Annotated in this window: 23 protein-coding genes and 1 pseudogene; 16 read left to right on the top strand and 8 right to left on the bottom strand. The window is 57.0% G+C overall.

Going from position 1 to position 26,590, the window contains the following annotated elements; all coding sequences use genetic code 11:
* The first annotated feature begins 1 nt into the window (after position 1).
* The 5 genes from moaB to AAH446_RS05135 all read left to right on the top strand — a co-directional run bounded on the left by moaB (position 2) and on the right by AAH446_RS05135 (position 2,904).
* Positions 2-517 carry a molybdenum cofactor biosynthesis protein B gene (moaB, locus tag AAH446_RS05155; protein WP_342905612.1) on the top strand — a complete coding sequence of 172 codons (516 nt, stop codon included), beginning with the start codon at positions 2-4 and terminating at the stop codon, positions 515-517.
* A 4-nt stretch (positions 518-521) separates the two neighbouring features.
* The gene (moaC, locus tag AAH446_RS05150; RefSeq protein WP_342905611.1) at positions 522-1,007 is read left to right on the top strand and encodes a cyclic pyranopterin monophosphate synthase MoaC; all 486 of its coding nucleotides are present in this window, start codon (positions 522-524) and stop codon (positions 1,005-1,007) included.
* Complete coding sequence (moaD, locus tag AAH446_RS05145) at positions 1,000-1,245, top strand: molybdopterin synthase sulfur carrier subunit (RefSeq protein WP_342905610.1); 246 nt, start codon at positions 1,000-1,002, stop codon at positions 1,243-1,245. Before moaC ends, moaD begins: the two co-directional genes overlap by 8 nt.
* A 1-nt stretch (position 1,246) precedes the next feature.
* Complete coding sequence (gene moaE / locus AAH446_RS05140) at positions 1,247-1,699, top strand: molybdopterin synthase catalytic subunit MoaE (protein ID WP_342905609.1); 453 nt, start codon at positions 1,247-1,249, stop codon at positions 1,697-1,699.
* A gap of 110 nt (positions 1,700-1,809) precedes the next feature.
* Positions 1,810-2,904 carry a DUF1615 domain-containing protein gene (locus tag AAH446_RS05135; protein WP_342905608.1) on the top strand — a complete coding sequence of 365 codons (1,095 nt, stop codon included), beginning with the start codon at positions 1,810-1,812 and terminating at the stop codon, positions 2,902-2,904.
* 197 nt (positions 2,905-3,101) lie between these two features.
* On the opposite strand, the gene AAH446_RS05130 is transcribed toward AAH446_RS05135, so the two are convergent.
* On the bottom strand, positions 3,102-5,048 hold the full coding sequence (locus tag AAH446_RS05130) for a methyl-accepting chemotaxis protein (RefSeq protein ID WP_342905607.1): 1,947 nt from the start codon (positions 5,046-5,048) through the stop codon (positions 3,102-3,104).
* A 260-nt stretch (positions 5,049-5,308) separates the two neighbouring features.
* On the opposite strand from AAH446_RS05130, the gene AAH446_RS05125 reads away from it, so the two are divergent.
* Positions 5,309-6,019 carry a Bax inhibitor-1/YccA family protein gene (locus tag AAH446_RS05125; protein WP_342905606.1) on the top strand — a complete coding sequence of 237 codons (711 nt, stop codon included), beginning with the start codon at positions 5,309-5,311 and terminating at the stop codon, positions 6,017-6,019.
* Positions 6,020-6,072: 53 nt separating this feature from the next.
* Here the strand turns inward: AAH446_RS05125 and AAH446_RS05120 are convergent, their stop codons facing one another.
* The 3 genes from AAH446_RS05120 to AAH446_RS05110 are packed head-to-tail and all read right to left on the bottom strand — an operon-like array spanning position 6,073 to position 9,086.
* Entirely contained in the window at positions 6,073-7,041 is a 969-nt protein-coding gene (locus tag AAH446_RS05120) for a lysylphosphatidylglycerol synthase domain-containing protein (protein WP_342905605.1), read from the bottom strand.
* A 42-nt stretch (positions 7,042-7,083) separates the two neighbouring features.
* A complete protein-coding gene (gene clsB, locus AAH446_RS05115) occupies positions 7,084-8,328 on the bottom strand; it encodes a cardiolipin synthase ClsB (protein ID WP_342905604.1) in 1,245 nt (414 codons plus the stop codon).
* Positions 8,325-9,086 carry an endonuclease/exonuclease/phosphatase family protein gene (locus AAH446_RS05110; protein ID WP_342905603.1) on the bottom strand — a complete coding sequence of 254 codons (762 nt, stop codon included), beginning with the start codon at positions 9,084-9,086 and terminating at the stop codon, positions 8,325-8,327. Before AAH446_RS05110 ends, clsB begins: the two co-directional genes overlap by 4 nt.
* A gap of 182 nt (positions 9,087-9,268) precedes the next feature.
* Here AAH446_RS05110 and AAH446_RS05105 point away from each other — a divergent pair, with 182 nt between their 5' ends.
* The 5 genes and pseudogenes from AAH446_RS05105 (at position 9,269) to AAH446_RS05085 (ending at position 12,902) form a co-directional block, all read left to right on the top strand.
* Positions 9,269-9,652 (top strand): YbhQ family protein, encoded by a 384-nt coding sequence (locus AAH446_RS05105; RefSeq protein ID WP_342905602.1) that lies wholly within the window; start codon positions 9,269-9,271, stop codon positions 9,650-9,652.
* A 329-nt stretch (positions 9,653-9,981) separates the two neighbouring features.
* Entirely contained in the window at positions 9,982-11,409 is a 1,428-nt protein-coding gene (gene rhlE, locus AAH446_RS05100; RefSeq protein WP_342905601.1) for an ATP-dependent RNA helicase RhlE, read from the top strand.
* 60 nt (positions 11,410-11,469) lie between these two features.
* Positions 11,470-12,414, top strand: a complete 945-nt coding sequence (gene dusC / locus AAH446_RS05095) for a tRNA dihydrouridine(16) synthase DusC (protein WP_342905600.1) — start codon at positions 11,470-11,472, stop codon at positions 12,412-12,414.
* Positions 12,415-12,453: 39 nt separating this feature from the next.
* Positions 12,454-12,573 (top strand): annotated as a pseudogene (locus AAH446_RS05090) (STM2901 family protein); the annotation flags it as partial.
* A complete protein-coding gene (locus AAH446_RS05085) occupies positions 12,558-12,902 on the top strand; it encodes a DUF1493 family protein (RefSeq protein WP_342905599.1) in 345 nt (114 codons plus the stop codon). The pseudogene AAH446_RS05090 and the gene AAH446_RS05085, both read left to right, overlap by 16 nt.
* A 110-nt stretch (positions 12,903-13,012) precedes the next feature.
* On the opposite strand, the gene AAH446_RS05080 is transcribed toward AAH446_RS05085, so the two are convergent.
* Together AAH446_RS05080 and AAH446_RS05075 are read right to left on the bottom strand one after the other, a co-directional pair.
* Positions 13,013-14,239 (bottom strand): L,D-transpeptidase family protein, encoded by a 1,227-nt coding sequence (locus AAH446_RS05080; protein ID WP_342905598.1) that lies wholly within the window; start codon positions 14,237-14,239, stop codon positions 13,013-13,015.
* Positions 14,240-14,422: 183 nt separating this feature from the next.
* Positions 14,423-16,237, bottom strand: coding sequence for a glycoside hydrolase family 15 protein (locus AAH446_RS05075; RefSeq protein ID WP_342905597.1), 1,815 nt, complete (start codon positions 16,235-16,237; stop codon positions 14,423-14,425).
* 156 nt (positions 16,238-16,393) lie between these two features.
* On the opposite strand from AAH446_RS05075, the gene AAH446_RS05070 reads away from it, so the two are divergent.
* Positions 16,394-17,170: an SDR family oxidoreductase gene (locus tag AAH446_RS05070; RefSeq protein WP_342905596.1), complete on the top strand. Its 777-nt coding sequence runs from the start codon at positions 16,394-16,396 to the stop codon at positions 17,168-17,170.
* A gap of 17 nt (positions 17,171-17,187) precedes the next feature.
* Here AAH446_RS05070 and AAH446_RS05065 read toward each other — a convergent pair whose 3' ends face one another.
* Positions 17,188-17,778, bottom strand: a complete 591-nt coding sequence (locus tag AAH446_RS05065; protein WP_342905595.1) for a DedA family protein — start codon at positions 17,776-17,778, stop codon at positions 17,188-17,190.
* Between the two features lie 212 nt (positions 17,779-17,990).
* On the opposite strand from AAH446_RS05065, the gene AAH446_RS05060 reads away from it, so the two are divergent.
* The 3 genes from AAH446_RS05060 to AAH446_RS05050 all read left to right on the top strand — a co-directional run bounded on the left by AAH446_RS05060 (position 17,991) and on the right by AAH446_RS05050 (position 22,306).
* Positions 17,991-18,578, top strand: coding sequence for a Yip1 family protein (locus AAH446_RS05060; RefSeq protein ID WP_342905594.1), 588 nt, complete (start codon positions 17,991-17,993; stop codon positions 18,576-18,578).
* A gap of 178 nt (positions 18,579-18,756) precedes the next feature.
* Positions 18,757-19,698, top strand: coding sequence for a D-alanyl-D-alanine endopeptidase (gene pbpG, locus AAH446_RS05055; RefSeq protein ID WP_342905593.1), 942 nt, complete (start codon positions 18,757-18,759; stop codon positions 19,696-19,698).
* A 181-nt stretch (positions 19,699-19,879) separates the two neighbouring features.
* On the top strand, positions 19,880-22,306 hold the full coding sequence (locus AAH446_RS05050) for a DUF3772 domain-containing protein (protein WP_342905592.1): 2,427 nt from the start codon (positions 19,880-19,882) through the stop codon (positions 22,304-22,306).
* 58 nt (positions 22,307-22,364) lie between these two features.
* On the opposite strand, the gene dld is transcribed toward AAH446_RS05050, so the two are convergent.
* The gene (dld, locus tag AAH446_RS05045) at positions 22,365-24,095 is read right to left on the bottom strand and encodes a D-lactate dehydrogenase (protein WP_342905591.1); all 1,731 of its coding nucleotides are present in this window, start codon (positions 24,093-24,095) and stop codon (positions 22,365-22,367) included.
* A gap of 189 nt (positions 24,096-24,284) precedes the next feature.
* On the opposite strand from dld, the gene bglX reads away from it, so the two are divergent.
* Positions 24,285-26,582: a beta-glucosidase BglX gene (gene bglX, locus AAH446_RS05040; RefSeq protein WP_342905590.1), complete on the top strand. Its 2,298-nt coding sequence runs from the start codon at positions 24,285-24,287 to the stop codon at positions 26,580-26,582.
* Positions 26,583-26,590 lie beyond the last annotated feature (8 nt).

Below are 26,590 nucleotides of genomic sequence, written 5' to 3'. Positions count from 1 at the left end.
CATGGCTAAACCTGTTAACGAATTTATGCCGCTCAGCGTGGCCGTTCTGACCGTTTCGGACAGCCGCGATGCGGCCAGCGACAGCTCCGGCGACTATCTGCGCGAGGCGCTGACCGAAGCGGGTCACGAGGTGCTCGATCATGCGCTGGTCGGTGATAACCGCTATCGCATTCGCGCCGTGGTCTCCAGCTGGATTGCCAGCGCGGATGTGCAGGTTGTGTTGATCAACGGCGGTACCGGCTTTAACAGCAAAAACAGCACGCCCGAGGCGCTGCTGCCGCTGTTCGATCGCGAGATCGAAGGCTTTGGCGAGCTGTTCCGCATGGTCTCCTGGGAGGAGGTCGGCAGCGCCACGCTTCAGTCCCGTGCGCTAGGCGGTATCGCCAACCAGACGCTGATTTTTGCCGTGCCGGGCTCGACCAGCGCCTGCCAGATTGCCTGGGAACGGATTATCCGCGAACAGCTGGATGCCCGGACCCGCCCCTGTAATTTTGTCTCCCACCTGAAGAAGTCCTGAAACCATGTCTCAACTGACCCATATTAATGCGGCCGGCGAAGCGCATATGGTGGATGTTTCCACCAAGCGTGAAACGGTGCGCGAAGCGCGTGCGGAAGCCTTTGTGGTGATGCATCCCGATACGCTGCAAATGATCGTCGAGGGCAGCCATCATAAAGGCGACGTGTTTGCCACTGCCCGCATCGCAGGCATTCAGGCCGCCAAGCGCACCTGGGAGCTGATCCCACTCTGCCATCCACTCCTGCTGAGCAAGGTGGAGGTCACGCTGACGGCGGAGGTGGCGCAAAGCCGGGTACGGATCGAATCGCTGTGCCGCCTGACCGGTAAAACCGGCGTCGAGATGGAAGCCCTGACGGCGGCCTCGGTCGCCGCGCTGACCATCTACGATATGTGCAAAGCGGTACAGAAAGATATCACCATCGAAACCTGCCGCCTGTTGAGCAAAAGCGGCGGCAAGTCAGGCGATTTTCAGGCGGTGGATCGTGATTAACGTCCTCTTTTTTGCCCAGGTGCGCGAGCTGGTGGGCACTGGCAGCGTCACTATGACGGAAGATTATGCCACCGTGGAAGCGTTGCGGGCCGCGCTGGCTTCGAAAGGCGATCGCTGGGCGCTGGCGCTGGAACCGGGCAAGCTGCTCTCGGCGGTTAACCAGACGCTGGTGTCGCCGCAGCATCCGCTGAAAGCGGGTGACGAGGTCGCTTTTTTCCCACCGGTCACCGGAGGCTGATATGGCGACGCGGATCAGAGTCGGCCAGGCTCCCTTTGATATGGCTGAAGAGTACCGCTGGCTGGCCGCCTGTGATGAGGATGGGGCGGTCGTCACTTTCACCGGCAAGGTGCGTAACCACAACCTTGGTGAAAACGTTTCTGCGCTGACGCTGGAACACTATCCCGGTATGACGGAAAAAGCGCTGGAGGAGATCGTGGCCGAAGCGCGGACGCGCTGGCCGTTGCAGCGCGTGACGGTGATCCATCGCATTGGCGAACTCTTTCCCGGCGACGAAATCGTGATGGTTGGCGTGAGCGGGGCGCATCGCGGCAGCGCCTTTGCCGCTGCCGAATTCATCATGGACTATCTGAAAACCCGCGCGCCGTTCTGGAAGCGGGAGGCTACCCCGGAGGGTGAGCACTGGGTTGAAGCGCGCGACAGCGATCGTGACGCCGCCACCCGCTGGGAATAACCCTTCCTGCCGCCCTGAGAATACGGGCGGCAGGAAAACCGCCTCGCTGATGGCATATTGCCGCCCCGCTGTGTACCCTTTCCGCCATAATTCATCTAACAAGGATTGCGATGTCATTTATTTCGCTAAGGCATTTGTCGCTGCTGGCACTGCTGGTGCTGGCGGGCTGTAGCAGCCAGCCAGAGAAAACCGTGCCGCAACGCCAGCCCGCTGACGTTAAAGCGCAGATTAGCAAATTGCTTCCGCCGAAGATCGCCGATCGTCAGGCGTGGACCAACGATATTTTCGCCGCCTTTAACAGTCAGGAACTCGATCCTTCCGTGAGCAACCTCTGCGCGGTAATTGCCGTGACCGATCAGGAATCCAACTTCAGCGCCGACGCCAACGTTTCCGGCCTTGCCAAAATTGCCTGGGGCGAAATCGACCGGCGGGCAGGCAAACTGCATATCCCCAACTTTGTGGTGCGTACCGCGCTCAGAATTCCTTCGCCGGACGGGAAAAGCTATACCGAGCGTCTGGACAATGTGCGCAGTGAAAAAGAGCTGAGCGCGATCTTTGATGATTTTATCAACATGGTGCCGATGGGGCAGACGCTGTTTGGCAACCTGAACCCGATCCATACCGGCGGCCCGATGCAGGTCAGCATCGCCTTCGCCGAGGCGCATGCGGAAGATTACCCCTACCCGGTGGAGGATTCGGTCCGGCGTGAAGTCTTTACCCGTCGGGGAGGCATGTATTTCGGCACGATGCATCTGCTGGGCTATCCGGCCAGCTACAGTAAACCGCTCTACCGCTTTGCTGACTTTAATGCCGGCTGGTATGCCAGCCGCAATGCGGCGTTTCAGGCTGCCGTGGCACAGCTTACCGGCATCAGGCTGGCGCTGGACGGCGATCTGATCCTTTATGGATCGGACCAGGCGGGTTCGACCGAGCTGGCAGTCCGGACCTTAGGCAAACGGCTGGATATGAGTGACAGCGCCATTCGTCGTGCGCTGAAGAAAGGAAACAGTATTGAGTTCGGTGAAACCGATCTCTGGAATAAGGTTTTTGCGCTGGCGGATAAAAACGCCGGCAGGCGTCAGCCGAGGGAAATGCTGCCCGGCATCAAGCTGGAAAGCCCAAAAATCACCCGTAATCTGACGACCGCCTGGTTTGCTCAGCGTGTCGACAGCCGCTACCAGCGCTGCCTGTCACGGGCAAAATAGCGCAGATTACGCGCCAAAATCTACCGGCATTGCGGGACTAAGATCGGCGCCTGCGGAAATCGCGGCGGATGCAGATAAAAAATAACCCGGTCTGGTAAACCGGGTTATTTTTTTACAGCGGTGCGGTGGTTAGCCGTGCAGGGGCGATGCTATCTGTCTCTGCTAACCCCTTTTTTTGGTGATAAAGCAGCCTGCGCTTAAGCGGTTTCCAGCCGGAACAGCTGCACGGTCTGCGCCAGCTGCTGCGCCTGATCTTCCAGAGAAGAGGCCGCGGCGGACATCTGCTGCACCAGCGCGGAGTTCTGCTGGGTAGCGCCATCCATCTGGTTGACGGCAACGGTCACCTGGCCAATCCCCTGCGACTGCTCGTCAGAAGCGTGAACGATCTCGCCGATAATGGTTTTCACCGAGTTCACCGCAACGGTCATTTCATGCATCGTTTTACCTGCATCCTGTACCAGGCTGACGCCACGGCCAACGCGGTTGGTTGACTCATCAATCAGTGCGGAAATATCTTTTACGGCGTTCGCGCTGCGCTGAGCCAGGCTGCGCACTTCCGCCGCGACGACGGCAAAACCGCGGCCCTGTTCACCGGCGCGGGCGGCTTCCACGGCCGCATTCAGCGCCAGGATATTCGTCTGGAATGCGATACTGTTAATAATACTGGTAATGGCGCCAATCTTGCGGGAACTGTCGTCAATTTGCTGCATAATCTGCACAACTTGCTGCACCAGCGCTTCCCCACGCCCGGCAATTTCATTGGCGGTATCGGTCAGGGCAGTCGCCTGGTGAGCATTGTCCGCATTGTGTTTTACCGTTGCGGTGAGCTGCTCCATGCTGGCCGCCGTCTCTTCCAGCGCCGCCGCCTGCTGTTCGGTGCGGGAGGCGAGGTCGAGGTTGCCGCTGGCGATTTCGCCGGCTCCCTGACGGACAGAGTCGCTGGCGGAGATGATCTCACCGACCATCGTACGCAGCTGCTGCTGCATAGTCTGCATGGCAAAGAAGATGCTCTGGCTGTCGTTTTTCTCTACCGGGATATGGGCGGTCAGATCCCCTTCGGCAACGCCAAGGGCTATCTCTGCAGCCTGAGAAGGCTCGCCGCCAACGGGCCGGGCAATTTTACGGCTGAAGAGCAGGCCAAGAACCGTACACACGATAATGATACTGAACACCATCATGATAAGGGCGTGCATCAGTTGACGGTTAGCTGCGGCCATTACCGTATTCACCGGCGCGACGACGCTAAGATACCAGGGATGTTCGCTGTTCCCAATGGTGACGGGACGCCAGGTTTGCAGCACGTTCTCGCCCAGAACGCTGTCGTAATGTTCCACAACCTGCGTGCTGAAATCGCTGGTGTCGCCTTGATAAGGCTTGCCCGCCAGGGTTGCGTCCGGGGCTGAAACCACCAGGCCTTTATTAGAAAGCAGCAGCGCATAGCCAGTCCCTTCCCAGGGTTTAATAGCGCCAATGCTCTTCTGCAGCGAGGCCAGCGAAAGATCTGCCGTGGCCACCGCTTTCAGTTTGTTTTCATCTATCACCACGGCGGCGACCGAAGTCAGTAACGTATCGACGCCGTTATAGGCATAGCTGTAGGGTTCAATCAGGGTATCTTTCTGCTCTTTCTGCGGGATCAGGTAATAGTCGCCCTGGCCCGGCGTCAGAAAGGAGTCAAGGTTGTGCAGGGCGTACTGTCCGGCGCTATTGCGATCGACAAAGCGGGCAAAGCGTCCCTGTGGGGCAGAGTCGGGCAGCAGCGCGAATTCCGCATCGCGGCCATCGAAAGCGTTCGCTTCAAAAATCACCGACATCGACAGATAGTCCGGATTTTGCTTGAGCGAATATTTCATCAGGTTTTCGGCAACGCTGCGGTCAGTAATACCGGATGCCGGCAGGGCGATAATGCTCTGACCCAGATCTCTTGCCACGGTGCGGGCGTAATCCAGCTCTTTCTGAACGCTGAGCGCGTTGCCAAGGGCAATTTGACCCAGATAGTCTTCCGCCAGCTTGCGCTGTTGCTGGCTCGACTGCCAGCTAAGAAGACCAATGGTCAGGGTAAAACCGAGCGTAATCGTCAACCCACCAGCCAGCAGCATAAGGGTTCGGGTACGCATTTTTCGCCTGGAATTTGGCTGACTGTTCATGGAGATTCCCCGGTGTTGAAGAGTGAAGCAAATTTTGTACTTCCTGTCAGTGAATCTCCCTGTACAAAACCTATCGGCAACAAATGTGTAACCTTTAAGCATATCGGTTTCTTTTTGAGCGCGTATTGCCTGCTGAAATGGGGCGTCCTGCATAAAAAGAGAGGATGGGCGCTGGCTTAATCTTCCCGGACTGTGCCAGACTTAAGCGACACTTTTTGGTTAATCTGTTTAATTTTCGACTCGCGAATAAGGAGAGCATCATGGATCGATATCCACGTTCAAACGACACCATTGTCTCGCAGGCCAGCTCCGGCCTGCAGACCTACATGGCGCAGGTTTACGGCTGGATGACCTGTGGCCTGCTGCTGACGGCCTTTGTCTCATGGTTCGCGGCGAATACGCCTGCGGTAATGGAGCTGGTTTTTGCAAATCAGATCACGTTCTTCGGTCTGATTATCGTTCAGCTGGGGCTGGTTTTTGTGCTCTCAGGCATGGTGCATAAGCTGAGCGGCGCGGCGGCGACGGCGCTGTTTATGCTCTACTCCGCTCTGACCGGGCTGACCATGGCGAGTATTTTCCTCGTTTACACCTACTCCTCCATCGCCAGCACTTTCCTGGTGACCGGCGGGATGTTTGGTGCCATGAGCTTCTGGGGCTACACCACTAAACGCGATCTGAGCGGCATGGGCAGCATGTTGTTTATGGCGCTGATTGGGATAGTGCTGGCTTCGCTGGTGAATATCTGGCTGAAAAGCAGCGCGCTGATGTGGGCCGTCACCTATATCGGCGTGGTGGTCTTTGTTGGTCTGACCGCCTACGACACCCAGAAGCTGAAAAATATCGGGGAGGGGATTAACGTTGAGGATAAAGAGAATCTGCGTCGCTATTCCATTATGGGCGCGCTGACCCTCTATCTGGACTTTATCAACCTGTTCCTGATGCTGCTACGCATTTTCGGCAACCGCCGCTAACCCTGAAGGGAAAAAAGGCGAATCTTACGATTCGCCTTTTTTATTGCCTGACGTCAGGGTACGTTTCCCATATCTCGCTGATTCTTCTGCCGCAAAGACCTGGCGCGGCTCTCCAGCCAGAGATAGAGCACCAGCGCCAGCAGCAGCGGCGCGATAAAGTAGATAACCCGATAGGCCAGCAGGGCGGCGATAATCGCGCCGTGGGACAGATGATCCCCACTCAGCAGCGCCAGGAAAACCGCCTCAAGTACGCCGATACCGGCCGGAATATGGATAATCACCCCCGCAATACTGCTGATCAGCAGCACGCCCAGTACCTGGGGATAATCCACATTTCGTCCCAGCAGCAGCCAGATGATTGTCCCCATCACCAGCCAGTTTGCGCTGGAAACGGCAAACTGAATCAAAGCCATACGCAGGGAAGGGAGCGCCAGTTTATGACCTCTTACGTGCCAGCTACGGCGCCGGGAAAAGGCGCACAGCCCCAGGTAAAACAGGGTAAAAGCAAGAAGTGCGATACCAATAACGCGTAGCGTTCCGTCGCCGATAAACCAGCCCGCCGGGATGGGGACCATGCCAGCGCTGAACACCACGCCGGCCACCAGCACATAGCCGAGCCAGTTAGTGGCAATACTTAGCGAGAAAATACGCGTAATGGTGCTGCCGTCCAGGCCCAGCCGGGAGTAAAGACGATAGCGCATCGCCACGCCGCCCACCCAGGTACTGAGCGTCAGGTTAAAGGCGTAGCAGATGAATGACACCAGCATCACCTGACGCTTTTGCAGCTGATGACCGCAGTAAGCCCGGCCAATCAGATCGTACAGGCCATAGGTCAGGTAGCTGACGACGACCAGCGCAACCGAGGCCAGGATCGCCAGCCGGTTATAGTTGGCGATGACGTCTATAACATCCTGCCAGTTAACCTTTTTGGCGTAGATCACCAACAGCACCACGACCGCAATAAAAAACAGCCATGTCAGGATTTTTTTTATCATTTTCCAGCGGGAATGCGACTCAGACATCAGGCTCTACTCTCTTAATCACGGGAATCAGAAAACGGCGCATCAGTGTTCAACCCTTTTATTTTCAGGCTCAGCACGGTCCTGCGTTTCAATTTCCGGCTGGACCGGCGGATCTACCTGCGCCAGTTTTGGCGTATGGGCGGGCAGCCAGCCGGCAATAGCGGGGAAATGACGCAGAAAATGGAAAACAATGATGCCCTTGCTCAGCTGCCACCAGTTCTGCTTAGGCAGCTCGCTTTCGTGAACGCGCCTGCAGTCCTCCTCAAGCAGACGGTTCAGCGTCTCCCGTACCGTATTGTTGAAGGTGCGATCGTGAACGATCAGATTAGCTTCAAGATTCAGCGACAGGCTCAGCGGATCGAGATTGCTGGAGCCGACGGTAGACCAGTGATCGTCCTGAAGGGCGATTTTGGCATGGAGCGGGCGCCGGATATATTCATAGATCTCCACGCCGCCCCCGACCAGATAATTATAGAGCAGTTTGGCGCCTACCTTGACGATCGGCATATCCGGTTCGCCCTGGACAATCAGCCTGACCGAGACCCCGCGCTGGGCCGCATCCCGCATTTCCCGCAGTAAACGATAGCCGGGGAAAAAATAGGCGTTGGCAATAATCACTTCCTGCTTCGCGGATCGCAGCATTTCAATATAGTGCTGCTCAATATCGTTGCGATGTTCATCATTATCCCGCCAGACAAACAGCACCTGAGCGTCACCCGGCGTGGTGTTCTTCGTCGGGCGATGGGAACGCTGCCCCCACCAGCGACGCGTCTCCTGCTTGCTGTTTATCGCCTGCTGTACGTAGCGGGTAATATCATCAACGATGGGGCCTTTCACCTCAACGGCGTAATCCTGTTTGGCCTGCTTGCCAAAGCTGGAATTGTGCTCGGCGGAAAAGTTAATGCCACCGACGAAAGCTATTTCGCCGTCGCAAACCACGGTTTTACGGTGCAGCCGCCGAAAGATGTTGGTTCTCATCCCCAACACCAGCGGGCGGGGATCGTAAAAAATAAAGCGTACGCCGGCCGCCGTCAGGCTTTTGACATAGCTGTCGGGCAGGTCGTTTGAGCCATAGCCATCCAGCAGCATTTCGACTTTTACGCCGCGCTGTGCCGCTTCGATGACCACGGCGTGCAGTTCCTGGCCGACTTCATCGTCAAATAAAATAAAGGATTCCAGCAGGACGCTTTGCTGCGCCCGGCGGATCGCGCCAAACACTCGTGGGAAATAGGCTTCCCCGTTTTCCAGCAGCCGCAGGCTGTTGCCGTCGCGCCATTCCATGTTCATAAATGAATCTCCACTGCCAGAGGCGCATGATCGGATAGATGTGACCAGGGCCGCAGAGGGATGGTCTGGGGATGACTGATGCTGGCATTTTTAACATAGATGCGGTCCAGCCGCAGCAGCGGGAACCGGGCGGGGAAGGTGCGGGCCGGACGTCCATATTTACTGCTGAAAACTTCTTCCATTGCGGCTCCCTGTTTTAAAATCCTGTTGGCCTTCTGCTGCCAGTCATTAAAGTCACCCGCGACCACTACCGGCTCACCGGGCGGCAGGCTGTTTACAAGATCGCACAGGAGCCTTAGTTGCGCATTGCGGTGCGCGTCCTTAAGGCCCAGATGGACGCAGATAGCGTGCAGGGTCGTATGCGGGGCAGGGAGCGCCACTCTACAGTGCAGCAGGCCGCGTTTTTCTGTGCCCTCAACCGAGATATCCCGGTTTTCATATTCAGCGATCGGGAAGCGGGACATCACCGCATTACCATGATGTCCTTCCGGATAGATCGCATTGCGGCCATAAGCGTAGTCATTCCAGATCGTGTCGGCCAGAAATTCATAATGGGGCGTCTCAGGCCACTTATCCACCTTAAGTTGATTAATTGCGTGGCTGCCCATGACCTCCTGCAGGAACACGATATCTGCCGAGGTGGCGCGTACGGCGTCGCGGAGTTCAGGCAAAATAAAACGACGGTTAAAGGTGGTAAAACCCTTATGTGTATTGATCGTCAGGACTTTTAATGAAAATCCTTGCGGTTTTTGTGACATACTGTGCGCGCTCTCCTTTTCGACTGGTGTGGAGTAAAGTGTAGTCTTTGTCACAAAAGAGTGCCGACAAGCTGTGTTGTTTGGGGCATTATCCTAAAACTACGATAGTCTGAGGAAATACGTTATCACTTACTGTGTTAACAAGGCTGGGCGACCTCTGTTGGGTCTGCCAGGAGAAGAAAATGAAATGGTCTAATCGTATCCAGATTGTCACCGGACAAACCTGTGTACATATCGCTCTCCACCTGCTGCTGATGGCCGCGCTGGTGTGGGGATGGAAGCATCAGGCCTTGCTGCAAGTCTCAACGATATTACTGGCGATGTATGCCGGCGTCTTTGGCGCGATGTTGTTAACCCAGCGCCTGCCACGCCTCCGCCGCGTGGGTGGCTTCCTGGAGTTCGTTACCACCACTTACTATTTCGGCGCCGCCATGCTGGTGCTTTATCTGCTCTCACGCGTGATCCATAACAACCTCCTGCTGGGTTGCGTGGGCGTGCTGATGCTGACCGGACCCGCCGTGGTTTCGCTGCTGGCGAAAGAGCCCGTTCGCGCGCGCCACCGCTGATCCCTGAGGGCCACTCCGGTGGCCCCGCTTCGCTGAAAATCCCTCCTCTTCAGACAGAAACACTGCCATCATGACCCGCAGCGTGGCTGAGGCACAGATAACCATTCGGCAGCAACGCCTGGTGCCGGTATCGGTTATAAAGAGGTGCGCCCAAAGGGCCGCTTCTGAAAAGAATCTCTCCCGTCAGCGCAACATCTGTTATAATCCGCCCCTTACGCACCGTGGTTTGTGCCCCCTTTCAAACGTCAGGCGAAGCCTGGCGTCCAAGTATCCCCCTGGAAACTACACCGCTCATGGCGGTCAGGGCGGAACCGGAGTCTTTCAATTCTATGTCATTTGATTCTCTCGGCCTTAACGCCGACATTTTGCGTGCTGTTGCAGAACAGGGCTATAACGAGCCGACCCCTATCCAGACTCAGGCTATTCCGGTAGTGCTGGCCGGACGCGACCTGATGGCCAGCGCCCAGACCGGTACCGGTAAAACGGCCGGCTTTACGCTGCCGCTGCTTCAGCTGCTCAGTACAGAAACGCCGCATCCAAAAGGACGCCGCCCGGTTCGTGCGCTGATCCTGACCCCGACCCGCGAACTGGCGGCTCAGGTGGGTGAAAACGTTCACGACTACAGCAAATATCTGGATATGCGTTCGCTGGTGGTTTTCGGCGGCGTCAGCATTAACCCGCAGATGATGAAACTGCGTGGCGGCGTTGACGTACTGGTTGCCACGCCGGGACGCCTGCTCGATCTGGTACACCAGAACGCGCTGGATCTCTCTAAAGTTGAAATCCTGGTACTGGACGAAGCGGATCGCATGCTGGATATGGGCTTTATTCACGATATCCGTCGCATCCTCGCCAAATTACCGGCCAAACGTCAGAACCTGCTCTTCTCTGCCACCTTCTCTGATGAGATTAAAGGCCTGGCGGAAAAACTGCTGCACAACCCGGAACAGGTTTCCGTGGCCCGCCGCAATACCGCTTCCGAGCAGATCGATCAGCATGTGCATTTCGTTGATAAGAAACGCAAGCGGGAGCTGTTGTCGTTCCTGATTGGCCGTGATAACTGGCAGCAGGTGCTGGTGTTTACCCGCACCAAGCACGGTGCCAACCATCTTGCCGAGCAGCTGAATAAAGACGGCATCACCGCGGCCGCGATTCACGGTAACAAAAGCCAGGGCGCGCGTACCCGTGCGCTGAGCGACTTTAAAGAAGGCAACATTCGCGTGCTGGTGGCGACCGATATTGCTGCACGCGGCATCGATATCTCTGAACTGCCGCACGTGGTGAACTATGAGTTGCCTAACGTGCCGGAAGATTACGTTCACCGTATCGGTCGTACCGGACGTGCTGCGGCCACCGGTGAAGCGCTGTCGCTGGTCTGCGTGGATGAGCACAAGCTGCTGCGTGACATTGAACGCGTGCTGAAGCGTGAAATCCCGCGCATTGCGATTGAAGGCTACGAGCCGGACCCGTCGATTAAAGCTGAACCGATTCAGAACGGACGTCAGCAGCGCGGCGGTGCAGGCGCAGGCGGTGGCCGTGGACGCGGCGCGCCGCAGGGCAATCGTGGCAGCGCGCAGGGTCGTGGTAACGGCGGCGAACGCAGCCAGTCCGCAGGCGGCGAGCGCAGCGGTAACGGTAACGGTAACGGTCAGCGTCGTCAGGGCGCGGGCAGCAGCAGCGCGGGACGCAGCGCAAGGCCAGAAGGCGGCGACGCGGCACGCGGCAAAACCCGTCCACGCCGCTCCAACCCCGCTTAACGTCTTTTCTCCAGGGGGATCTCCGGATCCCCTTTCTCAACGCTACGAACAGGTTGTGATATGCGTGTTTTACTGGCCCCGATGGAGGGCGTACTCGACTCCCTGGTTCGGGAACTCCTGACGGAGGTCAACGATTACGATCTCTGCGTTACCGAATTCCTGCGCGTTGTTGACCAGCTTCTGCCGGTCAAATCCTTTCATCGCCTCTGCCCTGAACTTCTCCATGCCAGCCGTACGCCCTCTGGCACGCTGGTGCGCGTGCAGCTTTTAGGACAGTCACCGCAATGGCTGGCCGAAAACGCCGCCCGGGCGGTGGAGCTGGGTTCCTGGGGCGTCGATCTCAACTGCGGCTGTCCTTCCAAAACGGTCAACGGCAGCGGCGGCGGGGCGACCCTGCTCAAGGACCCCGACCTGATTTATCGCGGCGCCAAAGCGATGCGTGAGGCCGTTCCCGCCGGGCTGCCGGTGACGGTAAAAGTGCGGCTGGGCTGGGAGAATGGCGATCGTCAGTTTGAAATCGCTGACGCCGTTCAGCAGGCTGGCGCTACTGAACTGGTGGTACATGGACGCACGAAGGAAGATGGCTATAAAGCGGAGCGGATCAACTGGGCGGCCATTGGCAAAATTCGCCAGCGGCTCACGATCCCCGTTATCGCTAACGGAGAAATCTGGGACTGGCAGAGCGCGCAGGCGTGTCTGGCGGCCACCGGCTGTGATGCGGTGATGATTGGCCGGGGAGCGCTTAACGTGCCTAACCTGAGCCGGGTGATTAAATTCAACGAGCCCCGTCTGCCCTGGCCGGAGGTCGTTACGCTGCTGCAAAAATATGTGCGCCTTGAAAAGCAGGGCGATACCGGACTTTATCATGTGGCCCGCATCAAGCAGTGGCTGGGCTATCTGCGCAAAGAGTATGACGAAGCCACCTCTCTGTTCGCGCAGATCCGTGCGCTGAAAAGCTCAGGAGAGATCGCCCGTGTCATCGATAGCGTCAGTCTGCCTGTCTGACAATGTGGGCTTTCGCGCTTTAGGGGGTATGAAATGAAACTTCCCTGGTTAGGTTGGATTGGCCTGATTAATTCCCTGCATCAGGTATCACGTAAGACTCAAAACAAATACAACCTTATAGCCAGACCGAAAGACCGTGTCCAATGGACGTCTTTCTGATGAGCATACAGGAGGATGTTCTTAGGCTATTCAGGGATGAAATATCACGTGAACTTGACAGCAATGGGAAAGAGATTCTTCTTGAACTTGACTCCGATTTGTATGATGCACCAAGCGATGATCTTCATAGTGCTTTGGACAGATTTGAAAAAGAGTTCAGGGTTGATTTATCCGATGTGGACTGGTCTTGCTATTTCCCGTGGGAAAACACCCCATTGCTCACCAGATGGTTTAAGGCTAAACGGGATGAAGTGGAACAAACACGGCAGGCATTAACCGTAAGAATGTTCGCTGAGTCTGCTGAAGCTGGAAAGTGGTTGTACGATTAGCTATCAGTGTCAACGTGACTCACCGCTTTTAATAGCAGCAGAAGAAATTTTGTGACCGGAAAGGAAGGACAGAAAAAATGGGCCAGAGCTGGCCCATTTCAGGATAATAATCAGGAAGGGGTCGTAACCGCTTTTTTCATCGCCTGAGCGGCAGCTTTAGCCGGAACGGCGGTAGCGCTATGCTCATAGATTGGGCCGGGCTGAACAGGCGCCACAAAAGTGGTGTTTTCATTTGCGCTGTCAGGTTCAGCGTTCTCCACCGTTGGCGCTGCGGCATTCACCGTGGCGGGATCGGCCTGCGGTGCCGCCTCGCTGGCACCTTCCGGCATAACAGGCGTCATTGGCTCTTCGGCCGGCATAGCATCTTCCATTTCAGGAACTGCGACCGGAACTTCAGGGGTGTTGTCAGCCGCCGCGCCGTTGATTTTAGTCGGCATACCGGAGCGCGTTTTCAGGGTCGCCTCCAGGGCAGCGGTATCGACGCTGGCATCAGAAACCACTTTGCTGACCACAGGGGTGATCGTCAGCGGAACCGGCGCGCGTGAATTGAACTGCTCTTCGGTTTCAGAAAGCGGGTTGTGCACTTCAATCAGGCGTGAACCATCTGGCTCAACCGAGGCCTTGATGGGCTGGTTGATAAACTGAACGCGGGTGCTAACCGGCACATTATCGAACAGCCATTTGATATCTTCCGAGCGCAGGCGGACGCAGCCGTGGCTGACGCGCAGGCCGATACCAAAGTTGGCGTTGGTGCCGTGAATGGCGTACAGGCGGCCGATATAGAGCGCGTAAAGGCCCATTGGGTTATCGGGACCGGCAGGGAAGACCGCAGGCAGAACCTCACCGCGCGCGGCGTATTCTTCATGCATCTTTTTAGTCGGCGTCCAGGTCGGACCATCTTTTTTGCGATGTACGGTTGTCGTCCAGTCCACCGGCGTATCTTTGCCCAGCTCGCCAATACCGATAGGCAGCACTACCACGGTTTTGGTGCCTTTCGGGTAGTAATAGAGACGCATTTCCGCGCTGTTAATCACAATGCCTTCACGCGGTGCGCTGGGCAGGAGTAGCTGCTGCGGGATAATCAGCTTACTGCCCGGCTTTGGCAGATAAACATCCACGCCCGGATTGGCTTCCATGAGGTTGCTGAGGCCCATCTGATACTGTGCAGCGAAGGCTTCCAGCGGAAGCTTGCTGTCCTGGGGGACGGTAATTTCGATATTCTCACCCACCAGGCGGCTGTTCGCGGCCGGAAGCGAGTAGACCACGGCGAAGGCCGAAGGGCTGTATGCCGTAACGGCCAGAACGAAAATAACTAACGCGCGAATGCTCTTTTTCATATTCTTCAGGGTATAGCGCCATGTGAACGGTGGATAAATAAATCAGTTCCGCCCGGATGTGAGCGGCTGCACATTATATGGTCATGCCAGCAAGGAATAAACCTGGATTTTTGTCCGTTGAACTAACTTTACGCAAAATTGTCCCGCTGAGCGGCTGTTACCGCTCAACATGCCTGATTGCGTTCAGGGTTGCCAGAGTAAATCGCCGCCTTTCAGCTTCCTGTTGAGGAAAAATGCCGCGCTTATCAGCGCCAAGTGACTCAATGCCTGAGGCGTATTGCCCAGCGCATGGCCGCGCTTATCAAACTCTTCGGCGTAAAGGCCCAGCGGATTGGCATAGGTGAGCAGCTTCTCGAACTCGAAATGCGCCTCGTCCACGCGGCCCGCGCGCGCCAGACACTCAACGTACCAGAAAGAGCAGGCGACGAAAGAGCCTTCACTTCCTTCCAGCCCGTCGGCAGGGGTTTCGGACATATTATAACGGCGCACCAGCCCGTCGCTGACCAGCTCTTTTTTGATGGTATCCAGCGTGGCAAGCCAGTCCGGATCGGTTGCGCTGACAAACCGCACCAGCGGCATCAGCAGCATTGAGGCATCGACAAACTTACCCAGTCGCGTGGAGACGAAGTGGCCCTGCTCGCTGTTCCAGAAGTTTTCCCAGATATCTTCGCGGATCTCATCCCGTACCTGGCACCAGCGGTCGCGCGGAAAAGAGAGGGAGCGCTTCTCGGCCAGGCGGACCGCCCGATCCAGCGCCACCCAGCACATCAGTCGTGAATGCAGAAAGTGCTGAGGTTCGCCGCGCATTTCCCAAATTCCGGCGTCGGGCTGATTCCAGCATTCACAGACGTGATCGATCATTTTAGTCACGTGCAGCCATCCCCGGTGGGAAATCGCTTCGCCATATTTATTGGCCAGATAGATGGCATCCATCAGCTCGCCGTAAATATCAAGCTGCTTCTGGTTCCAGGCATCGTTACCGATCCTGACCGGCGTCGAATTGGCATAGCCCGACAGGTTGAGCAGTTCGCTCTCATGCAGCTCGGTGCCGCTGTCGAGACGATACATAACCTGAAGCCTTTCGACATCGTTGTGACTGTTTTCCACGCAGCGCCCCACCCAATGGGTAAAGTGCTTCGCTTCATCCACGTAGCCGAGGCGCATCAGCGCATAAATGCTGAAAGAGGCGTCGCGCAGCCAGGAGGCGCGGTAATCCCAGTTGCGTTCGCCGCCCAGCTCTTCGGGAAGACCGAAGGTTGCCGCTGCGGCAATCGAACCGTGCTTTAGCGAGGTCAGCAGCTTCAGCGTCAGCGCCGAACGGTTGACCATCTCCTGCCAGCGTCCGTGATAGCTGCTCCTGGCGCTCCAGTCCCGCCAGTAGTTCAGCGTTTCCTGGAAATAGTGAGCCGTACTCTCTTCGTCAAGATGCTTATCATCGGCGCCGCCAAGGATAAATTCCCGATGTTCCCCCTCTTTCAGGGTGAAGCATGCAGTAGCTGCGCCGCCGTCTATTTTGAACTCCACGTTACCGCACAGCCGCAGCGTAGGCTGGTTACTTGCGCTGAAGAGAACGCTGCCCTCTTTCAGGCTGGCGAGGGTATCGGCTCGCGCATAATCGTGTACGGGGGCACAGCGAAGGGTAAAGTTCGCCTGGCCGTGCAGCACTTTTATCCGCCGGATAATACGCGGCTGCATATCATCCGGCTGGCACAGCGGCATGTAATCGGTAATTTCCGCCACGCCTTCGTCAGCGAGCCAGCGCGTTTGCAGCAGGGCGGTGTCGGGCAGGTAAAGCTGCTGCCGGCGGGGCTCATACCAGTCCGGCTCAATGCTGAATATACCGGCCTCGTCGCCGTCAAGCAGGGCGGTAAAGATTGACGGACTGTCCAGATCGGGCCAGCAGAAATAATCAATGGTGCCATCGCAGGCGACCAGCGCGCAGGTTCTCAGGTCGCCGATAATTCCATGATCTTCGATTCTGCGTTTTATCTGACTCATTTTTCTCCCGGAAATCGTGAATTAACAGACTGTCAGAGTTAACTATAGTCCCTGCGGCTCACAGCGGGGCGGGAGCCTGAAACCCGGCATCAGCAGGAGGATATTTCCATCAACTATACTTGCTGCGAACTTCACTTTACTGAACAGGAGAAAACCATGAGTACACCTGAAGATAAGGTTGCCATCGTCACTGCATCAGATTCGGGAATCGGCCAGGCTTGCGCCATCATGCTGGCCCGACAGGGGTTCGATATTGGCATTACCTGGCGTTCAGATGAAAAAGGGGCGCGGGAGACGGCGCGTCAGGTTGAGGAGCTGGGGCGTAAAGCGGAAGTTGAACGGCTGGACCTTGCCGAGCCTGAAGAGGGAAGCCGCGCGCTTGAAACGCTTATCGCCCGGCTGGGGCGTATTGACGTGCTGGTGAATAATGCCGGAACAAACGTCAAAGGCGATTTCCTTGAAACCCGTTTTGAAGACTGGCGCAAGGTTTTTAGCGTGAACGTAGATGGTGCCTTCGCCTGCAGCCAGATCGCCGCCAGACATATGGTTAAGCAGGGGCAGGGTGGCAGAATTATCAACATCACCTCGGTACACGAGCATACGCCGCTGCCTGGCTCCGTTGCCTATACCGCCACCAAACATGCCTTAGGCGGATTAACCAAATCGATGGCCCTGAGCCTGCTGCCGCATAACATTCTGGTGAATGCCGTGGCGCCTGGCGCTATCGCCACGCCGATGAACGACATGGAAAACAAGGATGTGAAGAGCATTGAACTACCGGAAATTCCGGCAGGCCGCCCTGGCGATACTCGGGAAATCGCCAGCATGGTCGCCTGGCTCTGCTCCCAGTGGTCAACCTACACCACCGGGCAGTCATTTGTGATTGATGGCGGCTTCACGCTGGCCAATCCTCAGTATTATATGCAGGAATAACGCCCGGGCCGGGCGGGCTAGTCGCGCCCGGCTTCCTCTTTCTTTTTCCCGGCGCGTCGCTTCAGAAAGATCCTTATTCCCCACACCAGTACCAGCGTCAGAACAACCCAGAAAAGCTGCTTGATGTGGTGATCCAGCACAGCGAGCCATGGCGTGATAATCTGGCCGCCGAGATAGCCCAGCGTGACGAATATTATCGCCCAGAGCGCGGCACCGAGAAGGTTAAGCGGCAGGAATTTTCGTAGCTTAATGCCGCTGGCTCCAATGATAATCGGGCCAATGATGCGCAGCCCATACATAAACCTGACGCCGATAATCAGCAGCGCCGGACGCTTACGGATCAGGCGGTTAGCGCGGTTAATCTGGTTCTGATGATTTTTAAACCGCTTCAGCAACGCCGTGCCATAACGACGACCTATCAGGAACAGCAGCGTATCGCCAAGCGTGCCGCCGGCCAGGGCGACCAGCACCACCCAGCCATAGTGCAGCAGTCCCTGATGCGCCGCCACGCCGCCCAGCAGCGTAAATGTCTCCCCTTCGGCCATACAGCCGATAAACAGCGCCAGATAACCGTATTGCGAAATCAGAGCGTTAACATCAACAGGCATTATTTCCCACCGGTTCATCCGCAAACAGACGCTGAGTGTAAACGCTGCGGCTGAAAGGGTGAAAGAGAAAAGCTGCTTTACCTTTTTCAGTTGCAAAATTAACGCATTAGCCAAAATCTCCGCTGTTGAAAAAATAAACAGCCTGCATGCGCTTATACTTGAATGACCCACCCGGCCATCCAGGGTGATCGTCGTAGCAGAGGAGTGAAGATATGAACCACGTTTGGGGACTTCTTGCGCATCCCGACCGCGAGATGCGTGACATCAAGCAGGAAAACGAAACCGTCTCTCACCACTACACCCACCACGTTCTTCTTATGGCGCTGATCCCGGTGATCTGCGCTTTTATCGGCACGACACAAATTGGCTGGGATCTGGGCGCTAATGAAACTATCCCGCTATCGCTGGTCAGCGCGCTGGGCCTGGCCGTACTGTTTTATGGGATGATACTGGGCGGCGTGGCGGTGATGGGCAGGGTTATTCACTGGATGGCGCGTGACTACCCACAGCGCCCGAGCCTGCAACGCTGTACGGTATTTGCCGGCTATGTCGCAACTCCGCTGTTTCTGAGCGGCTTAGTGGCGCTTTATCCGCTGGTCTGGCTCTGCGTGCTGGTGGGCGCGCTGGCGCTGGTCTATACCGGCTATCTGCTCTATATCGGGATTCCGCTCTTTCTGAATATCGATCGTGAGGAGAGCCTGCGGTTTTCCAGTTCGACGCTGGCGATTGGCGTGCTGGTATTTGAAGTGCTGCTGGCGCTGACGGTTGTGATTTGGGGCTATGGCCACTTAATACGGTAATTCCCTGCGCCGCCGGTTCGCCGGCGGTTTTCCGGTAATGCCCGGAAACGATAATCCAGTAGGCAACAAAACGGTGGTCAGCGTATGATGCGCACGCCAGCCCAGCGCACGCTTGTTTGCGCGACGGCAGCGTGTGGCGACGCCGCACCAGAATCATCTTCCGGTTAAGTTTTAATAAATGCCTGCACACATTCGCTCGTCTCTGCTGAGTTTGGTTCTCCTTTTTTCCGGCCAGGCCGCCCTGAATCAGGCTGCTGCCAGCCCGCCTCTGGCTGAGGTTGCGCCGCGTCCGCAAATCGCGTCCGGCAGCGCAATGATCGTTAACCTCAACAGCAATAAAATCCTTTATGCCAGCAATCCCGACCGGATCAGGCCGATGGCCTCTATCACCAAGCTGATGACGGTGATGGTCGCGCTGGATGCGCACCTGCCGCTGGACGAGAAAATCGCCGTGGATATCAGCCATACGCCAGAGATGCGCGGTGTCTATTCGCGCGTGCGGCTGAACAGCGAAATCAGCCGTAAAGAGATGATGCTGCTGGCGCTGATGTCGTCGGAAAACCGGGCGGCGGCAAGCCTCGCTCATCACTATCCGGGCGGCTATGACGCCTTTATCCGCGCGATGAACGCCAAAGCGAAAGCGCTGGGCATGAACCATACGCGCTACGTTGAGCCGACCGGACTGTCGACGAAAAATGTCTCTACCGCCCGCGATCTGATCAAGTTACTGATCGCCACCAAACGCTATCCGCTGATGGGGCAGCTAAGCACAACCCATGAGGATATGGCGACCTTTAGCAGCCCGGCCTATACGCTGCCTTTTCGTAATACCAACCATCTGGTCTACCGGCCGGACTGGAATATTCAGCTGACCAAAACCGGCTTCACCAATGAAGCAGGACATTGTCTGGTGATGCGTACGGTTATTAAGCAGCAGCCGGTCGCGCTGGTGGTGATGGATGCTTTTGGGAAATATACCCACTTTGCGGATGCCCGGCGGCTGAAAAGCTGGATGGAAACCGGCAAAATCTCGCCGGTGCCCGCTGCCGCGCTGAGCTACAAGAAGCAGAAGGCCGCGCTGACGGCCAGCAATGATGTTCCCGCTGAGAGCGTCGAATAGCTGACCGCTCCCCCCGTCCTTCGGGGGGAATGCCAGGCGCGAACCGGGCCCCGCCGGAGAATGTTACAGGCGCTGTTTTCGTTTATGAATCTGATAGTGTCGGTCCGGTCAAAAGACTAGACTGGCGGCTGAACCTCCCCGGCCCCTTCAGGGCCGTTTTACTGGCTATCTGGAAATTTCCATGTCTACGTTACTCACCTGGTTTCGGGTTTTTTTGTTGGCGCTGTTTGCGCTGACGCCTTTGCTGACACAGGCAGCCGATCGGCCTCAGCAAAGTGAAGATGCTCCGGTAAAGATCAATGCCGCCGCTGAACTGCCCAAAATGCAGAAGGTGCTGGATAAAATTAAGCAGCAGGTGTCGGGGGAAACCAATGACAGCAGGCTTACCGCGCTTAACGAGCTGGCGCTGGAGCTTTCCGGCACCGCCGATACGCTGACGCAGGCGCTTATCCCTCAGCGCGTCCAGCTACTGGCCCAGCTTGCCGTGCTTGGCCCGGCCCCCCAGGCTGACAGCGGGGTAAACGAAACCGCTGACGTCACCAGAAAGCGTAAAAGCCTGGAAAATCAGAAAGGTAAACTGGACGATCAGATTAAGCAGGCTGAGGCGATTAAAAGCGGCGCGATCACGCTTTCCGCCCAAATCGTCACCCTGCGGCGCGATGCGCTGAAAACCCAGCTGGCGCTCAACGCCGGCAGTATTTTCGGGCCGCGTTTCTGGGCGCCGGTGTTTAACAACCAGAGTAACGACAGCAAAAAAATTGGCAATTTCATCAGCGAGCTGCGGGATGCGGTAGCGCTCTCATGGGAGCCAGAATGGCGTATCGGGACGCTGTTCTGGCTTCTGCTTGCCGGGCTGGTGGCAACGGCCGGTCGACGCTACCTGGAAGAATTCCTGGCCTGGGTCGGCATTCACCTGCTGCCGGAGGGGCGGCTGCGGCGCAGTTTCCTCGCGGCGGCAACCGCCCTGACGTCGCTGGTTGCGATTGTGCTGGCGTTTAACTTCCTCGATCTCGCTTTTACGCGCCACGATCTTGTTGAAGATGAGGTGCGTGATTTTGCCGACGGGCTGGTGAATTTAAGCATTCTCTGCGGGCTTATCGCCGGGCTGGGCAGGGCGTTCCTTTCCACCCGCCGTTCCTCGTGGCGGCTGCCCAATATCTCGGATGAAGTGGCGCTGGCGTTAAAACCCTTTCCTCCGCTCACGGCCGCACTGGTCTTCGTTTGCCAGATGAGCGAAACCCTGAACAGCACCGCCAATACCAGCGTGGCGACCACGGTTTTCGCCAACGGCCTGACCGCGCTGCTGATTGGCGCCACCGCACTTTCCATCAGTTTCCGTACTAACCGCGTACGCCGCCGGATGATCCTCCAGGGGCAGCAGCCGGAAGCGAAGTCCACGCTGGTCGGCCTGATTCAGATGTCCATTACGCTGGTCGGCATCGGCATCATGGTTTCGCTGGTCATCGGTTACGTGACCCTGGCGCGCTTCCTCAGCTATGAGCTTATCTGGATAGGCATAGTGTTCGGCTCTTTCTTTATTCTCAGCCAGCTGATGGCCGACAGTTTTGAAAGTCTGTTTTCCACCCACAATGCCTCCGGCAAAAGTATTCAGCGTTCGCTTAACATTGACGAGCGTTATCTGGGACAGACGGCCGCGCTGCTGACCGGCGTCAGCCGGGCCGTACTGGTACTGGCGGCGGCCGTCGCGATACTGAACGGCACTTTTGGCAGCGCCACGCCGATTGAGCTGATGCAAAAGGCGATCGAATTCTGGGGCGGCAAGGGGCTTGAATCCCTGAATATCGTGCCCGCTCACGTCCTTAATGCGCTGCTTTGCCTGGTGGTTGGCATCTACGTGCTGCGTTCGGTGAAGCGCTGGCTGGAACGGGATTTTCTTCCGAAAACCACCATGGACGAAGGAATGCGGGTCTCGCTGATCACCCTGTTCAGCAACGTTGGCTATGTACTGATTATCCTGCTTGCGCTGTCGGTGATGGGGCTGCAATGGAATAAACTGGCCTGGATCGTCAGCGCCCTGTCGCTGGGAATGGGCTTTGGCCTGCAGGAGATCGTGAAAAACTTCGTCTCCGGCCTGATTTTGCTGACGGAAAGGCCGGTCAAAGTCGGCGATCTGGTGAGCATCAGCGGGATTGAAGGCGACATACGCCGCATCAGCGTGCGCGCAACGGAGATCCAGCTTGGCGACAGATCCACGGTGATCGTGCCTAATTCGCAGTTTATTTCGCAAAACGTCCGCAATGCCACCATGGGTAACGCCCAGGGCGTGGTAACCGTCACGCTGACGTTTCCGCTGGATATCGACCCGGTACAGGTCCGCCAGCTGCTGCTTGACGTTTACCATGAAAATGAGAGCATTCTCGCCACGCCGGAACCTTCGGTTTCTTTTAAGGATCTCACCGCCTCAGGCATTATTCTTTCGGTGACCGGCAATGTCTCAAGCCCGCGCCGGGTTTCAGGCGCCAAAAGCGATCTACTGTTTGCGATCCTGACCCGGCTGCGTGATGAGGGCGTGGTGCTTTCAACGCCGCAGACGATGATTGTCGAGCAACGCAACGGACATATCGTGCTGAAGGAATCAGACGCCTGACGCTCTAAGCCCGGCCCGGCCACCTGTTACGCGGCCAGCCGGGCTGATGCATTTCCTTTTAGCTGGCCTTATCGCAGCCGCAGCCAGCCCAGTGCTTCGCTTTGGTCGTTTTGCCGATGCCGGGGTTAAAGCTGTTGGTGGGGTCGAGCTGCTGATAGAACGCTTTCAGCTGCGGTTTAGCCGCATAAATGTGTCCGACGTTGTGCTCCGCCGGATATTCGGCCCCTCTCTCTGACAGTATCGCTAACATCTTCTCTTTCAGCGCATGGACATCAACGCCTTTTTTTACGATGTAGTCCTGATGGAAGACATGGCAGAAGAAATGGCCGTAATAGAGACGGTGGATCAGCGCCTCATCGAATTCGGCAGGCAGGCGTTCAAACCAGTGACGGTCGTTACGGCGCAGGGCGATATCCAGCGCCAGAATATCCTCCACTTCATCGTGATGCACGGCATGGTAACGTACGGCAGCGCCCGCAGCCGCAAACCGGTGCAGAAACGCTTTTGCCCCTTCCTCCTTGCTGCACTCAAAAAATTCACCCTGTCCCTGCTGAAAGTAGCGGGTCAGATAGCGTCGCGCCTCTTCAGTCCCTTCACCGGACATTTTCAGCATCAGATGATGCTCGTAACGATCGCGGTATTGCTTCAGCCGCTTCGGCAGGTGAGAGGGCAGCAGGCCGCTGACCTTTTGCAGCATCCGGTCAATAAAATGGGGTTTGATAAACGAAATGCGATTTAACAGCGCGTCGGCACGGCCTTTAAAGGTAAAAAAGGCGGGCATTTTATCGGTGCCAAGCTTATCGATCATTACAAAGGTATCTTTGCCGTAGACCTCGGCAATATCGAAAATATCGCGGTGCAGATATTCCGCAGCCACAGGCAGATTGCTGAACTTGCTGAGGATATGGCGACGGATGTCATCCAGCACCGAGGTATCGTTGGTGCCGATATAAAAGACCTGCTGGGCCTGCTCAACGGGAAAAGTATCGAGGCGCACCGCGAACACCGCCAGCTTGCCCGCGCAGCCGGACGCTTCATAAAGCCTGCGGGCATCCGCGTTAAAGCGGGAAGGCGTGTCGGCCTCCACTTCGCGGACGCGGCTGGCGTACTCATGATCTGACGCGTGACGCTCGTCGTGCCGGACATCGCTCTGCTGCCAGGTTTCGTCATCAAGCCGCGTCAGAATCTGTTCCGGCGTCGTACCAAGGTCGATGCCAAGATGATTTACCAGCGTCAGCTTTCCCCCGGCATCAATTTGCGCATAGAGCGCCATTTCGCTGTAGGCGGGCCCACGCCGGATCAGCGAGCCGCCTGAATTATTGCAGACGCCGCCCAGCACCGAGGCGCCGATGCAGGAGGAGCCAATCACGGAATGCGGCTCGCGGCCCAGCGGCTTCAGCACGTTTTCCAGCTGGTAAAGCGTACTGCCGGGAAAAGCGACAACCTGGCTGCCGCCGTCGAGCAGCTGGATTTTATCCATCCGCAGCGTACTGATAATCACTATTTTGCGGTCATAATCACTGCCCTGCGGCGTGGAGCCCTCGGTCAGGCCGGTATTGGCCGCCTGCATCAGGATAATCACGTCCGCCGCCACGCAGGCCTGCAGGATGCGCCACTGCTCCAGCAGCGTGCCGGGGAAAACGACCGCCAGCGCCTCGCCCTCACCGGAGCGAAAGCCCTTACGGTAGCGTTCCGTCTCACGGGGATCGGTAAGAAGATGACTGCGTCCAACGATGCGCTTCAGTTCAGCCAGCAGCGGCAGGCTGGCCCGGACCGGGGAGTTATGCATAGCCATTGTCCTTTTCTGTCAGATTGCCTGATAGTAGCACCGCGCCGGCGGTGAAGCGGTTAATAATCAGAAGGGTAGCGTTAATGGGTTGAAAACTACCTGCTATCCTCATCTTATGGCACACTAATGTCCTGTTACGCTATCTTATAATAATCCCTTGCTACGCAGTTACTTAAGAGAATCAACCTGATGAAATGGATTTGCTCTGTCAGTCTCGCTGTCGCACTGGCGCTGCAGCCGGGTCATGCCGAAGACCTTTCTGGTGACCATCCGCTGACGCCGGAAGCCCGCGATGCCTTTGTCACCAACCTGCTAAAGAAAATGACGCTGGATGAAAAAATTGGCCAGCTCAGGCTAATCAGCGTTGGGCCAGATAACCCGAAAGAAGCCATCCGCGAGATGATTAAGCAGGAGCAGGTTGGCGCCATCTTTAATACCGTTACGCGACAAGATATCCGTGCGATGCAGGATCAGGCGATGCAGCTAAGCCGCCTGAAGATCCCGCTTTTCTTCGCCTATGACGTGGTGCACGGTCAGCGCACGGTATTCCCCATTCCGCTGGGCCTGGCGGCAAGCTGGGATCGGGAAGCGGTCGCGGTGGTGGGACGCGTTTCCGCTCATGAAGCCGCCGACGACGGTCTGAATATGACCTGGGCGCCGATGGTCGACGTGACGCGTGAACCACGCTGGGGACGCGTCTCTGAAGGGTTTGGCGAAGATACTTTCCTCACCTCGGAGATGGGACGCACGATGGTCGAGTCGATGCAGGGGAAAAGCCCGGCTGACCGCTATTCAGTGATGACCAGCGTCAAGCACTTCGCCGCCTATGGCGCGGTCGAAGGCGGACGTGACTACAACACGGTGGATATGAGCCCGCAGCGACTGGCGCAGGACTACCTGCCGCCCTACAAAGCCGCGCTGGATGCCGGCAGCGGCGGCGTGATGGTGGCGCTTAACTCGCTCAATGGCGTCCCGGCAACCGCTGATGACTGGCTGCTGAAGGATGTACTGCGCGAAGAGTGGAAATTTAAAGGGATTACCATTAGCGATCACGGTGCGATTAAAGAGCTGATCCAGCACGGCGTCGCCAGCGATCCTGAGGACGCGGTACGTATTGCTATCCAGTCCGGCGTCAACATGAGCATGAGCGACGAGTACTACAGTAAGTACCTGCCGGGACTGGTGAAAAGCGGTGCGGTAAGTGAAGAAGAGATTGATGACGCGGCACGCCACGTGCTGAACGTTAAATATGATATGGGGCTGTTTAACGATCCCTACAGCCACCTGGGTGACAAAAGCAGCGATCCGGCGGACACCAATGCCGAAAGCCGTCTGCACCGTGCTGAAGCCCGCGACGTGGCGCGCAAAAGCCTGGTACTGCTGAAAAACCGGCAGAATACGCTGCCGCTGAAGAAAACCGGTACTATTGCCCTGATCGGCCCGCTGGCCGACAGCCAGCGTGACATCATGGGCAGCTGGTCGGCGGCAGGCGTGGCGACACAGTCGGTGACCGTTTTGCAGGGGCTGAAAAACGCCACCGCCGGAGAGGCCAAAGTGCTGTACGCCAAGGGCGCTAACGCCACCGATCATAAAGGGATTCAGGATTTCCTGAACCTCTATGAAAAAGCGGTGACGGTAGATAACCGCACGCCGCAACAGCTGCTGGATGAAGCGGTCGCCACGGCGAACCAAGCTGACGTGGTGGTAGCGGTGGTGGGCGAAGCCCAGGGGATGGCGCACGAGGCGTCCAGCCGTAGCGACATCACGCTTCCCGAGAGCCAGCAGGCGCTGATTAAGGCGCTTAAGGCGACCGGCAAGCCGCTGGTGCTGGTACTGATGAACGGCCGTCCGCTGGCGCTGGTGAAAGAGGATCAGCAGGCCGACGCGCTGCTGGAAACCTGGTTCAGCGGCACCGAAGGGGGTAATGCCATCGCTGACGTACTGTTCGGCGACTATAACCCGTCCGGCAAGCTGCCGATGTCCTTCCCGCGCTCCGTCGGGCAGATCCCGATTTACTATAATCATCTGAACACCGGACGTCCTTATAACGCGGATAAGCCGAACAAGTACACCTCCCACTACTATGATGCGGCAAACGGCCCGCTTTATCCGTTCGGCTATGGACTGAGCTACACCACCTTCAGGCTATCGCCAGTGGCTATGTCTGCGCCGACCATGCCGCGTAACGGCGTGGTGGATGCCAGCATAACGATCACCAATACCGGTGAGCGGGAAGGCGCAACCGTGGTGCAAATGTACCTGCGCGACCAGACGGCCAGCATCAGCCGCCCCGTGAAGGAGCTGAAAGGCTTTAAGCGGATCAGCCTTAAACCGGGCGAGACGCAAACCGTCACTTTCCCGATTGACGTGAAGGCGCTCCAGTTCTGGAATGCGAAAATGCAGCAGGTGGCGGAACCGGGCAAATTCAGCGTGATGATTGGTCTGGATTCCGCACGTACTCACGACGCGGAGTTTGAATACCTTTAGCGGGACCG

The sequence above is a fragment of the Erwinia psychrophila genome, from assembly GCF_039023475.1.
GTDB lineage: Bacteria > Pseudomonadota > Gammaproteobacteria > Enterobacterales > Enterobacteriaceae > Erwinia.
This window is presented reverse-complemented; position numbering and strand designations above follow the sequence as displayed.